This is a genomic window from Bradyrhizobium sp. (assembly GCF_049798375.1).
In the GTDB taxonomy this organism is placed as follows: Bacteria; Pseudomonadota; Alphaproteobacteria; order Rhizobiales; family Xanthobacteraceae; genus Bradyrhizobium.
Genome location: NZ_JBARGP010000555.1, coordinates 1 through 11,402, shown reverse-complemented (window position 1 = coordinate 11,402; position 11,402 = coordinate 1). Strand labels below are relative to the sequence as shown.

13 protein-coding genes are annotated in these 11,402 nt (G+C 63.3%); 9 read left to right on the top strand and 4 right to left on the bottom strand.

From position 1 onward, the window contains the following. Positions 1-1,785: methylmalonyl-CoA mutase (scpA, locus tag WA702_RS22320; RefSeq protein WP_425112722.1), on the top strand; the 1,785-nt coding region annotated here is incomplete at its 5' end. Between the two features lie 84 nt (positions 1,786-1,869). Here the strand turns inward: scpA and WA702_RS22315 are convergent. Further along, positions 1,870-2,616 (bottom strand): hypothetical protein, encoded by a 747-nt coding sequence (locus WA702_RS22315; RefSeq protein WP_425112721.1) that lies wholly within the window; start codon positions 2,614-2,616, stop codon positions 1,870-1,872. 184 nt (positions 2,617-2,800) lie between these two features. Here WA702_RS22315 and WA702_RS22310 point away from each other — a divergent pair, with 184 nt between their 5' ends. The 7 genes from WA702_RS22310 to WA702_RS22280 all read left to right on the top strand — a co-directional run bounded on the left by WA702_RS22310 (position 2,801) and on the right by WA702_RS22280 (position 8,160). Then, complete coding sequence (locus WA702_RS22310) at positions 2,801-3,577, top strand: RsiV family protein (protein ID WP_425112720.1); 777 nt, start codon at positions 2,801-2,803, stop codon at positions 3,575-3,577. A gap of 234 nt (positions 3,578-3,811) precedes the next feature. Then, the gene (locus WA702_RS22305) at positions 3,812-4,126 is read left to right on the top strand and encodes a nucleotidyltransferase family protein (RefSeq protein ID WP_425112719.1); all 315 of its coding nucleotides are present in this window, start codon (positions 3,812-3,814) and stop codon (positions 4,124-4,126) included. Between the two features lies 1 nt (position 4,127). Then, positions 4,128-4,469 (top strand): DUF86 domain-containing protein, encoded by a 342-nt coding sequence (locus WA702_RS22300; protein WP_425112718.1) that lies wholly within the window; start codon positions 4,128-4,130, stop codon positions 4,467-4,469. A gap of 17 nt (positions 4,470-4,486) precedes the next feature. Beyond that, a complete protein-coding gene (gene meaB / locus WA702_RS22295) occupies positions 4,487-5,470 on the top strand; it encodes a methylmalonyl Co-A mutase-associated GTPase MeaB (protein WP_425112717.1) in 984 nt (327 codons plus the stop codon). Between the two features lie 18 nt (positions 5,471-5,488). Next, on the top strand, positions 5,489-6,154 hold the full coding sequence (locus tag WA702_RS22290; protein ID WP_425112716.1) for a pyroglutamyl-peptidase I: 666 nt from the start codon (positions 5,489-5,491) through the stop codon (positions 6,152-6,154). Between the two features lie 55 nt (positions 6,155-6,209). Next, positions 6,210-6,659 (top strand): cupin domain-containing protein, encoded by a 450-nt coding sequence (locus tag WA702_RS22285; RefSeq protein WP_425112715.1) that lies wholly within the window; start codon positions 6,210-6,212, stop codon positions 6,657-6,659. Between the two features lie 130 nt (positions 6,660-6,789). After that, on the top strand, positions 6,790-8,160 hold the full coding sequence (locus tag WA702_RS22280) for a TIGR03808 family TAT-translocated repetitive protein (RefSeq protein WP_425112714.1): 1,371 nt from the start codon (positions 6,790-6,792) through the stop codon (positions 8,158-8,160). Positions 8,161-8,182: 22 nt separating this feature from the next. Here WA702_RS22280 and WA702_RS22275 read toward each other — a convergent pair whose 3' ends face one another. Both WA702_RS22275 and WA702_RS22270 read right to left on the bottom strand, forming a co-directional pair. Next, entirely contained in the window at positions 8,183-8,974 is a 792-nt protein-coding gene (locus WA702_RS22275) for an alpha/beta fold hydrolase (protein WP_425112713.1), read from the bottom strand. A gap of 56 nt (positions 8,975-9,030) precedes the next feature. Beyond that, positions 9,031-9,411 carry a YybH family protein gene (locus WA702_RS22270; protein WP_425112712.1) on the bottom strand — a complete coding sequence of 127 codons (381 nt, stop codon included), beginning with the start codon at positions 9,409-9,411 and terminating at the stop codon, positions 9,031-9,033. 134 nt (positions 9,412-9,545) lie between these two features. Between WA702_RS22270 and WA702_RS22265 the strand changes: the two genes are divergently transcribed. Continuing rightward, the gene (locus WA702_RS22265) at positions 9,546-10,460 is read left to right on the top strand and encodes a LysR substrate-binding domain-containing protein (RefSeq protein WP_425112711.1); all 915 of its coding nucleotides are present in this window, start codon (positions 9,546-9,548) and stop codon (positions 10,458-10,460) included. 90 nt (positions 10,461-10,550) lie between these two features. On the opposite strand, the gene WA702_RS22260 is transcribed toward WA702_RS22265, so the two are convergent. Next, on the bottom strand, positions 10,551-11,249 hold the full coding sequence (locus tag WA702_RS22260) for a TIGR03809 family protein (protein WP_425112709.1): 699 nt from the start codon (positions 11,247-11,249) through the stop codon (positions 10,551-10,553). Between the last annotated feature and the right edge of the window lie 153 nt (positions 11,250-11,402).

Sequence of the window (11,402 nt, the reverse complement as noted above, 5' to 3'; positions counted from 1 at the left end):
GTCGGCATGGCCGGCGTGGCGATCGACTCGATCTACGATATGCGCACGCTGTTCTCCGGCATCCCGCTCGACCGGATGAGCGTGTCGATGACCATGAACGGCGCCGTGCTGCCGATCCTGGCGCTGTTCGTGGTCGCGGCCGAGGAACAGGGCGTGCCGCCGGAAAAGCTGTCAGGCACCATTCAGAATGACATTCTGAAAGAGTTCATGGTGCGTAATACCTACATCTATCCGCCGACGCCCTCGATGCGGATCATCTCGGACATCTTCGCCTTCACCTCGCAGCGGATGCCGAAGTTCAACTCGATTTCGATCTCCGGCTATCACATGCAGGAGGCCGGCGCGACGCAGGACCTCGAGCTCGCCTATACGCTCGCCGACGGCGTCGAATATCTGCGCGCGGGCATCGCCGCCGGCCTCGACGTCGACCGCTTCGCGCCGAGGCTGTCGTTCTTCTGGGCCATCGGCATGAACTTCTTCATGGAAGTCGCCAAGCTGCGCGCGGCGCGGCTGCTGTGGGCCAAGCTGCTGAAGCCGTTCAATCCGAAAGACCCGCGCTCGCTGTCGTTGCGCACGCATTGCCAGACCTCCGGCTGGTCGCTGACCGCGCAGGACGTCTTCAACAACGTGACGCGCACCGCGATCGAGGCGATGGCGGCGACCCAAGGCCACACCCAGTCGCTGCACACCAACGCGCTCGACGAGGCGCTGGCGTTGCCGACCGACTTCTCCGCCCGGATCGCACGCAACACCCAGCTGTTCCTGCAGCAGGAGAGCGGCACCACCCGCATCATCGATCCCTGGGGCGGCTCCTATTATGTCGAGCGGCTGACCCGTGATCTCGCCGCCAAAGCCTGGGGCCATATCCAGGAGATCGAGGAGCTCGGCGGCATGGCCAAGGCCATCGAGGCCGGCGTGCCCAAGTTGCGCATCGAGGAAGCCTCGGCCAAGACCCAGGCCCGCATCGATGCCGGACGCCAGGCCGTGATCGGCGTCAACAAGTACAAGCCGGTCGATGAAGCGCCGATCGACGTGCTCAAGGTCGAGAACTCCACCGTGCGCCGGCTGCAGATCAACAAGCTGTCGCGGCTGAAGGGCGAACGCAAGCAGGCGGATGTCGATGCGGCGCTGGCCGCGCTGACGCGCTCGGCGAGCGAAGGCAGCGGCAATCTGCTGGCGCTGGCGATCGACGCCGCGCGCGCCAAGGCCACCGTCGGCGAGATTTCAGAGGCGATGGAGAAGGTGTTCGGCCGTCACCGCGCCGAGATCAAGTCCATTACCGGCGTCTATAAGCGGGAGGCCGCCAGCATGTCTGATAAGGTCGGGAAGCTAGCGGCGCTGATCGACGCCTTCGAGGATGCCGAGGGCCGGCGTCCCCGCATCCTGGTCGCCAAGATCGGCCAGGACGGCCACGACCGCGGCCAGAAGGTGATCGCCACGGCCTTTGCCGATATCGGCTTCGACGTCGATATCGGGCCGCTGTTCGCGACCGCCGACGAGGCCGCACGGCAGGCGGTCGAGAACGACGTCCATATTCTCGGCGTCTCGTCGCTCGCCGCCGCCCATCTGACCGCGGTGCCGGAATTGAAGGCTGCGCTGAAGAAGCAGGGCCGCGAGGACATCATGATCATCATCGGCGGCGTGGTGCCGCCGCAGGATTACGATGCGCTCTATAAGGCCGGTGCGGAGGCGATCTTCCCGCCCGGCACCGTGATCGCGGACGCCGCCGAGGAGCTGATCCACAAGCTCAACGCCCGGCTCGGCCACAGTGAGGCGGCGGAGTAGTTCGCCGGTTATTTTTGCAGCTCCGATCCGACATGCCCCCGTCATGCCGGCAGCAACGCTCAGGGGCTCGCGGCCAATGCGCCCTCAATTGTCGTCGTGGCGGCGCGCATAGGCGATCAGCGTTTCGATGCCTCGCGACTGAAGGCGGTCGTTGATGCGGGATTCGACGATCCGCTTGACGTAACGATTGACGGCCGGGGCAAACCACATCGTCACCTTGCTCGTGATGACGGATGATGGCGTCGCACTGTTGGTCAACGTCTCGTCGACCTCCAGCTTGAAGGCATCATAGGTCTTGTTGAACTTCAAGATGACAGGCTCGTAGGCCAGGACCTGCGCCGTCGCATCGATGTTGAAATGGACTTCAGGCGGGTTCTTCCGGTTTGAGGTGAGATGCACCTTCCACTCGGCGCCGAGCTTGAGGGGGAGCTGAATTCCGGTCGATGGATTTGCCGGATTTTGCATCCAGAGTTGATCCTCGATCAGATTCCAGCTTTCGTCGAAAACCTGCAGCGCGCTGCTGCTGACGCTTTGACCATAGGGCGTGAAGGTCGATTGCACGCTGTAAGTCTTGTCCTTGATCTCGGTGACCGTGTGCACGACAGTTGATTTTGTCTCGCCGGTGATATCGTCGATGACCTGATAGGTCCAGCGATCGCCTGGCCGGACATCGATCTTGTCGACCACCGGCGCGATCGACGTCGTATCCTGGCTCTCGGCCAGCTTGTTCGCCTGGCTCGCAGCCGAATTGTCTTCCGCCTGCGCGCTGATGTGAACACAGGTGAGTGCGATCGCCATCGCCATCATGCGACGAAGAGAAATTCTGCTCATCACCGATGGCTCCCAGCGAAACCTGATATGATCAAAATTCGGGTGAACGCTACCTGATGCGCACCCGCAATTCAAGGTCGCGGCAATTCACCATCTACACGCCAGAATGACCACGCATTGGCGATCGCGCTTGAACCTTTGCTCTGCGTGGTCACAGATCATCAAAAATCGGATCAGGATATTCATGTCTGCCAGATTCACACTCGCGCTGCTGTTCGGCATCCTCTCGCTCGCGCCGGCGTTTGCCGCCGATCCCAACCCCGACGCGGCGATCAAGGTCAAGGCGATCGAGGCGAACGTGTTCCTCGACGCACAGATCAAGGCCGATCCGGCACTGGCGGCGAATTGCCTGGCTGAAGGCCGGCGATGGATCGCCAAGAGCGCGGCCGATGCCGCCGCGGACTTGAAAGAGGATCCGCAATTCTTCAAAGAGAACCGCTGGAGCTTCGAGCGCAAATACAGCGCGCGCTCCGTGGTCGCCGACCGCTATGTCAGCGTGCTCCGCGACGATTACATGGACACCCACGGCGCTCATCCCAACAGCACGGTCGACACCATCCTGTGGGACAGGACCGAGACAAAGCGCATCAGCATTCGTCCCTTCTTCACCGAGACCGCCGATAAAGGCCCGACTTTGAAGGCGATGCGAGCGGCGGTCGTCGCCGCGCTGAAGGACGAGAAAAAGAAGCGCGGCGGGATGGAAACAGCGACCGACGAGTGGCTCGGCAACGTCAAGCCGGCGCTGCTCAAGATCGGCGCGGTGACACTGGCGCCTTCCACGGAAGCCGGCAAGAGTTCCGGCCTCACCTTCCACTATTCCCCCTACGAGGTCGGCCCCTACGCTGAAGGCGAGTATGTCGCTTTTGTCAGTTGGGAAACGCTAAAGCCCTATCTCTCGCCCGAGGGCCAGCGCATCTTCGGAGGCGCCAGGCCGGAGACCGACGCGGACGAGAAGCAGTAACCGGCCCTGACAAACGCGCTCCGTGCAGGCTGCATTCTGACGACATGACAATCAAGAACGCCGGAATCGCTCTGTTGGATTGCTCTTTCGCGTGATGGTCCATGTCCGAAACGGTTATTGCTACGTCGAGCGCCGGGGCTCCCGCCTCGCCGCCTGAATCGTTCTGTATCTGGTCCGGCCACAATGAGGAGGTTTCACTCTCCTCGGGCCGGCGCGATATGCTATGCTGCAGACATGAACGATGTTGCCGACATCCCGCTCAAGGTCATTGTCGACAAGCTATGCGAGCTTGCCCCGGATCTGAAGGCGCTGGGCGTGACCCGCCTCTCCCTGTTTGGGTCGCGAGCCCGCGGCGATGCACGCGCGGACAGCGATCTCGACGTGCTCGTCGATACCACTGCGACCGGCACCGAGCCGACGTTCGACTATTTTGCGGTCCAGCACCTGATCGAAGACAGGATGGGCCTTCACACCCATGTCGCGCAGCGGGAGCTGTTGAAGCCGCGGATCGCCGCGCGGATTTCCGATGACCTGATCGAGGTGTTTTGAGGTGCCGCCGACAGTCGAAGACCGGCTCCATGACGTTCTCGAGGCGATCGTTGAGATCGAGCTCTTGACCGGCGGCGCCGATTTCCAGCAATTCACGTCCGACAGGCTGATGCGTCTTGCAACCGAACGTCTGCTCGAAATCGTCTGCGAAGCATCGAGGAGCATCCCAGGCGACATTAAGGAAACGGCACCGGCGATCCACTGGCAAAAAATGGTCGACTTCGGAAACCTGTTGCGCCATGCCTATCATGCCACTGATGTCGCGAAGGTCTGGGACATTGTCATCGGCGAACTGCCGCCCTTGAAGGCGTTCGTGGCCGACAAGCTCGCCGCACTGAAATAGCGAGCCTCCCTTCATCCATGACCAACCCGCACACAGACGTTGCTACCCTCGCCCGCGATCTCCGTGCCGGATCGCGCGCGGCGCTGGCGCGGGCGATCACGCTGGTCGAAAGCCGTCGTGGCGATCATCAGGCTGCTGCGCGCGAGCTGGTGCAGGCGCTGCTGCCGCACACCGGACAGGCGATCCGCGTCGGCATCACCGGCTCGCCCGGCGTCGGCAAATCGACCACGATCGATGTGCTCGGCATGCATCTGATCGCGCAAGGCCACAAGGTTGCGGTGCTGGCGGTCGATCCCTCCTCGGCGCGCACCGGCGGCTCGATCCTTGGCGACAAGACGCGCATGGCCCAGCTGTCGGCTTCCGACCAGGCCTTCATCCGCCCCTCGCCGTCGTCAGGCACGCTCGGCGGCGTCGCCGCCAAGACCCGCGAGGCGATGCTGCTGTGTGAGGCCGCGGGCTTCGACGTGATCCTGGTGGAGACCGTCGGCATCGGCCAGTCCGAGACCGCGGTCTGCGACATGACCGATTTCTTCCTTGCCTTGATGCTGCCCGGCGGCGGCGACGAGCTGCAGGGCATCAAGAAGGGGCTGGTCGAGCTCGCCGACATGATCGCGATCAACAAGGCCGATGGCGACAATCTCAAGCGCGCTGGGATCACCGCCGCGGACTATCGCGGCGCGCTGCATCTCCTGGCGCCCCGCTCCGAGCATTGGCATCCGCCGGTCGTGACCTATTCGGCAATGGCCGGCACCGGCATCGCCGAGCTCTGGCAGAAGGTGACTGAGCATCGCAAGGCCATGACGGCTTCGGGCGAATTAGCCCAGCGCCGGCGCGACCAGCAGGTGAAATGGATGTGGTCGATGCTGGAGCAACGCATCATGGCGCGGCTGCGCACCGATGCCACCATCCGCGGCAAGGTCAGGAAGCTCGAAAGCGAGGTCGCCGACGGCCAGGTCACCCCGGCCATCGCCGCCGAACGGCTTGCCGAGCTGCTGCAATGAGGTCGCCATGAGGTTGCAATGAGCCGGCCGCTTCGCATCCTCCTCACCGGTTTCGGCCCGTTTCCCGGGGCGCCGTACAACCCGACCATGGCGCTGGTGAAGCGGCTGACGGCGCTGCGCCGGCCCGCGCTCGACGATGCTGCGCTGTCGAGCCACATCTTCCACGTCACCTACCGCACCGTCGATCGCGAGCTGCCCGAACTGATCGCACGCCTGCATCCCGATGCAATGCTGATGTTCGGGCTTGCCAACCGCACCGCGCATCTGCGGATCGAGACCCGCGCCCGCAATGCGGTCACCACAACCTTCCCCGACGCCGATCGCACCATCGCCCGCAAGGGCTCGATCGTATCAGGTGCGCATCCGCTGCCCTTTGGCCCGCATACGGCACGGCTGCTGAGCGCCGCGCAGGCGACCGGCATCGATGCGCGGCCCTCGCGCGACGCCGGAAGCTATCTCTGCAACTATCTGAGCTGGCGCGCGATCGAGGCGACGCAGGCCGCGCATGGACCGCGCCTGGCCGCCTTCATCCATGTTCCCCTGCTGCCTCGTCCTGGCACGGCGCTCCGGCAAGGCGATACGCGGATCACGCTGGAGGCGCTGGTCGATGCCGGCGAGGCCATGCTGATGGAGCTGGTGAAGCTGACCCGGCAGGCAACTGACCGAGCGCAGCGAACGCGATAACACGGTTGCGCCTCCGCAGCCGACCACGACGGAAACCGAGCAAGGGAAGGCAGAGATGGCGAAACTCGATGTTGACGCGGCTCCGATCTTGACGGGCTCGCGCTACCCAGCGCCTTTCGACGTCCCCTGCATGAACATGTTTCGTCGCCGGCTCGCCAAAGCCGGAGGCCTGACACAGCTCGGCATCAACCTGCTGGAATTGCAGCCCGGGGCCTGGTCGAGTCAGCGGCATTGGCACACCGAAGTGGAAGAGTTCGTCTACGTCGTCGACGGTGAGGTCGTGCTGGTGACCGACGGGCGCGAGGAGACGCTGAGGCGCGGCGATTGCGCGGCCTTCCTGCCCGGCGTGGCCAACGGCCATCACCTGCAGAACCGGTCCGACAGGCCCGCGCGGGTGCTGGAGATCGGATCTGCCATCGATGGCGGCGATGAGTGCCACTATCCGGATATCGATTTGCACGATACCGCTGCTGGGTATCGCCACAAGGATGGAACACCCTACTGACCACTGCCGCGGGTAAAGATTTAACCCTACCAGCGACAATCCTGCCGTCGCGCGCTCCTCCTCATCGTGAGGATTCAAGATTTCGGCTTAAGTGATGGTTGCTCATCACTTTTTGCGCGAGCTGCACAGGATGGATGTCAATCGCCGCCGTCTGTTAGGCGCTTCCGCTGCCGTGTCAGCCGGCGCGCTCGCGCTGCCGGCCGAGCCGGTGCGCGCAGCCCCTTTGATCTCCACGCTCGGGCGCGACGCCACCCAATATGGCGTCAGGACGAACAGCCCCGATGACCAGACCCGCGCGTTGCAACGTGCGATCGACGAGGCCGCGCGGGCGCAGATGCCGCTGGCACTGCCGCCCGGAATCTATCGCAGCTCGACGCTGCGCCTTGCCGAAGGCAGCCAGCTTATCGGTTTCAGGGGCGCGACCAAGCTCGTCTTCACCGGCGGCGGCCCATCGCTGTTATTGAGCGAGGGCGCCGGCCATGTCGGCCTCAGCGGGCTTTCACTGGATGGGGCCAACATTCCCCTCCCCGCACGCCGCGGGCTGATTCATTGTCTCGGCGGCCGCGATCTCCGCATCATCGATGCCGAGGTGATGAACGCCAGTGGTGCCGGCATCTGGCTCGAGCAGATCTCGGGCGAGGTCAGCGGCAACATCATCGGCAATATCGCCTCGACCGCGATTGTCTCGTTCGATGCCGCCGGCCTGATCGTGTCGCGCAACACCATCCTCGGCACCAACGACAACGGCATCGAGATCCTGCGCACGGCGATCGGCGATGACGGCACGATGGTGATCGACAACCGGATCGAGAACATCAAGGCCGGTCCCGGCGGCTCTGGACAATATGGCAACGCCATCAATGCGTTTCGCGCCGGCAACGTGATCGTGCGCGGTAACCGGATCAGGAATTGCGATTACTCCGCCGTGCGCGGCAATTCGGCCTCGAACATCCAGATCTCAGGCAACAGCGTCAGCGATGTCCGCGAAGTCGCGCTCTATTCGGAATTCGCCTTCGAAGGCGCCGTGATTGCCAACAACACGGTCGACGGTGCCGCCTTCGGCGTCTCAGTCTGCAATTTCAACGAGGGCGGCCGGATCGCCGTGGTTCAGGGCAACATCATCCGCAATTTGATCCCGAAGCGGCCGATCGGCACCGCGCCGGATGATGACGCCGGTATCGGCATCTATGTGGAAGCGGATAGTACCGTGTCGGGCAATGTGATCGAGAACGCACCCGCTTACGGCATCGTCGCCGGCTGGGGCAAATATCTGCGCGACGTCGCGATCTCGGGCAATGTGATCCGCAATGCGCTGGCAGGCATCGGCGTGTCGGTGGCCGCGGACGGCGGCACCGCGCTCGTCAGCAACAATGTGATGTCAGGAACGCCGCGCGGCGCGGTGGTCGGGCTCGACCACATCAGGTCGGTCACGTCAGACCTGACGCAGGACGGCGCGCCGCGCTATGCACAGGTGATGCTGAGCGGCAATGTCAGCCGCTAAGGAGCGTGCCTGCGACCGGTGCTCAGAGCGTCATCAGGGCTGACGCGACAGCCCGGCATGCCGATGCGATAGCATCGGGCTTTTCCAGCGGCGAAAGATGGCCCATCTCGGGAATGGTCTCGATGATTGCTTGTGGAAGAACCTCCGCGAACGCCGCGCGCAGCGCCTCCGGGCGTTCCACACGGTCGAGTTCGCCGACCACGATGCGAACGGGACCTGCGAAATTCCGCAGACCGAGATCGACCGTCGCGATCATGCCGTGTTGGGTCCACTCTCGCTTGGCGGCCGGCGTCCCCGCGAGTGTGTCGGCGATGACCCGCTCGCGCTGGGCGCTGTCCAGCGAGCGTCCGGCGAGAATCGAGAGCGCCTGTTCCACGCCCGCACGCGATTGATACGAGGCGAGCATGGCTTGGCGCTGCTCGTTCGAGACCGGCATCGCCTGCGGAGGCGCCGGCGCCACCAGTACCAAGCCGGCCGGGGAAGACCTCCCGCGGGCAGCCACGATCTGTGCGACCTTGCCGCCCATGGAATGGCCGACCAGCACATAGGGCGTCAAGCCGAGCGCCGCGACGACGTCCTCCACATCGTCGGCCATCACTTCCAGGTCGTGGCGCCCATTCAGGGACCGCGAACGCCCCCAACCGCGCTGATCGACAGCGACGCATCTCGCGTCAGCGTCTAGTTCTGCCATGACTTCCTTCCAGGTCGACGAGGATCCGCCCCAATAATGCAGAAACAGGCAATTGATCGCGCCACGACCGCGTTCGGTATACGCGATCTTCGCACCGCGGGTCTGAATGGTAGTGTCGGTCATGCTATCTTCCTTGCAGGTCGTAGCTTGGTACGAATTCACGTTTCAGCTCCGGGAGGTCATGCGGCGCCTTGGGGATTGGCCGCGATCATTCGCCAGCCTCGCTCGGGCTGATGTCGGATTACGTTGGTCGCAGTCCCGGTTACAGAGACAGGGCTCCCATCAGGTGTGGTCAGGCGCAGCACGTAGTCGACGATGATCAGCGCAGTGTCGCCATATCGCAGGATGTGGCGCAACGTGTTGGTGATGTTGGCCCTGGCCGAGATCAACTGCTGCATCTCGGCGCGAACGGCGGCTGCGCCGAAATAGATCTCGTTGGACTGCCCTCGAACGACAGCCTGCTCGTCATAGAGCGCGGCAAGGCGCTCCAGGTCGCCCCTGTTCAGCGGAGTTTCAAATTCGAGCGGATAGGCGGCGGGATCGGTGACGATATCGAACATGTCCAGGCTTTCATGGTTTGCACAGGCTCGGCCAGTTCTGGCGAGCGCAGCGAAAACCTATTTCAAACCTATGCACCGGATAATCCGCTCTCTATGAACAGATGATCCCACCATAGGTGTGAAATGGAGCTCAAATGGACCGCCTGACCAGCATGGCGGTGTTTGTGAAAAGTGCGGAATCCGGTAGCCTCGCTGCTGCTGCGCGTGCCTTGGGCCTGTCCCATGCCATGGTCAGCAAGCACGTTCGCGCGCTAGAGCAGACGCTCGGCGTTCGCCTTCTGGACATGACCACCCGCAAGCTGAGCCTGACCGAAGCCGGACGGCGCTATCTCGTCCGCTGCGTGCAGATCATCGGCGAAGTTGAGGATGCAGCACTGGAAGCGTCCCAGTACCAGGCTGCGCCCCGAGGCCTTCTGCGCCTGACAGCGCCAGCCACGTTCGGACGCCTGCACCTCGCGCCCGCGATCGCCGAGTTCATGGAGCTCTATCCGGACATCGCAATCGACGCTGATTTCACCGACCGCTTCGTCAGCATTGTCGAGGAGGGCTTCGACCTCGCCGTGCGGATCGGCCGCCTACCGGACTCGACCCTGGTCATGCGGCGCCTCGGCCCTTGCCGAATGCTCACCTGTGCGGCGCCGGCTTATCTCGACCGCTTTGGGCTTCCTGGTCATCCACACGACCTGGCGAGCCACGCCTGCTTTGCCCTGAGCAGCGCCGCTGCGCCGAGAATCTGGGGATATCAAACTCCGGAGGGCGAGGAGATTCAGGTCCAGATCAAGGGCCGGCTCCAAGCCAACAGCATGGATCTTTTATGCTCTGCTGCGGAACGGGGCCTCGGAATCGTCTTCGGGCCGAGTTTCGTGCTTGGGCCGCTTGTCCAAGCCGGACGTCTGCGACAGATCCTTCCCGACCATCCCAGCCGCCCGCTCGACCTGTGCGCAGTGTTCCCGAGCAACCGTCATCTCTCGACCAAGGTTCGGGTCTTCGTCGACTTCTTGGTGCAGCGGTTCGGGGCGACGCCGCCCTGGGATTGCGGATTGCGTTGAAGATTGCCGATCAGGCCGATCGTTTTCGATGCACCATCCGGAAGCCGCGCAAGGCTCGCCGCGACCATGGCGGATCAGGAATCCGGCCTGTTACAGCGCGTGGCGCAATGCGGGATAGCGGCGGGCGATCTCGTCGAGATCAAACACCGGCGGCGGAGGCGTTTCCTCCTCCTCAAGATCGACGCTGATCGCATCTTCCAGCGCCGCCATGTCGATGCCAGGGGCAAGCGGTGCGATCTCCGATGTCACGATCTCCTCGGGCATCAGGATGTCGTCGGCGTCGTCGCTCTCCTCGACATATTCCGGGACGATGATGTCGGACTCTGCGACCACGGTCTCGATGGTCGGCGCGCGCATGATCGGTTGCTGGTATCTCTCGACGACCGCAGCCCGGACAGGCGTTGCAGGCTCGAGTGACCGCTGGCCGTCGGCGATCGTCAGCCAGAAGCCGTTGCGTCGCGGCGTAAACGGCTCGCCGAGCGACAGCGCACGCCAATTCTTCACCGCCAGCTTCGCTTCCTGGATATTTTCGAGAAAGGCGTATTCGCTGTAGTAGCGGCGCCAGCGGCCGCTCTCGAACAGCTCGGTCAGATGCTCCAACCGCTTCTCGGCAAGTGCGCACCAGCGCTCGGACAGTGCGCGATTCCGAGCCACGTCCAGTCGATGTGTCATAGAAAGCCCGTGAGAAAAGAGAACGGACGCGACGCAACCGGAACGAATCAAACTGACGTGATGTGAGTATTTTGTGGAAAAGGTTAATAAAGTCCACCAAACGGCGGAACTTTTCACGGATCACCGTAATCGCGCGGATTTTTCAACGGCCGCGTGTACCGATCGCACGTAGTTGCGCAACGTTTGCGTAGTAACGCATCCCCGTAAAACAACCGGGACTTGCAAGATCGAAGCGCAAATAGAAACCCATCGTGCGGATTCGCGCAGGGG

What these genes read in the sequence shown, in the direction of transcription:
- WA702_RS22280 (WP_425112714.1), top strand. Translation starts at nt 6,790, where the DNA reads ATGGATGTCAATCGCCGCCGTCTGTTAGGCGCTTCCGCTGCCGTGTCA.
- WA702_RS22285 (WP_425112715.1), top strand. Translation starts at nt 6,210, where the DNA reads ATGGCGAAACTCGATGTTGACGCGGCTCCGATCTTGACGGGCTCGCGC.
- WA702_RS22290 (WP_425112716.1), top strand. Translation starts at nt 5,489, where the DNA reads ATGAGCCGGCCGCTTCGCATCCTCCTCACCGGTTTCGGCCCGTTTCCC.
- WA702_RS22265 (WP_425112711.1), top strand. Translation starts at nt 9,546, where the DNA reads ATGGACCGCCTGACCAGCATGGCGGTGTTTGTGAAAAGTGCGGAATCC.
- WA702_RS22275 (WP_425112713.1), bottom strand. Translation starts at nt 8,974, where the DNA reads ATGACCGACACTACCATTCAGACCCGCGGTGCGAAGATCGCGTATACC.
- meaB (WP_425112717.1), top strand. Translation starts at nt 4,487, where the DNA reads ATGACCAACCCGCACACAGACGTTGCTACCCTCGCCCGCGATCTCCGT.
- WA702_RS22315 (WP_425112721.1), bottom strand. Translation starts at nt 2,616, where the DNA reads ATGAGCAGAATTTCTCTTCGTCGCATGATGGCGATGGCGATCGCACTC.
- WA702_RS22270 (WP_425112712.1), bottom strand. Translation starts at nt 9,411, where the DNA reads ATGTTCGATATCGTCACCGATCCCGCCGCCTATCCGCTCGAATTTGAA.
- WA702_RS22310 (WP_425112720.1), top strand. Translation starts at nt 2,801, where the DNA reads ATGTCTGCCAGATTCACACTCGCGCTGCTGTTCGGCATCCTCTCGCTC.
- WA702_RS22305 (WP_425112719.1), top strand. Translation starts at nt 3,812, where the DNA reads ATGAACGATGTTGCCGACATCCCGCTCAAGGTCATTGTCGACAAGCTA.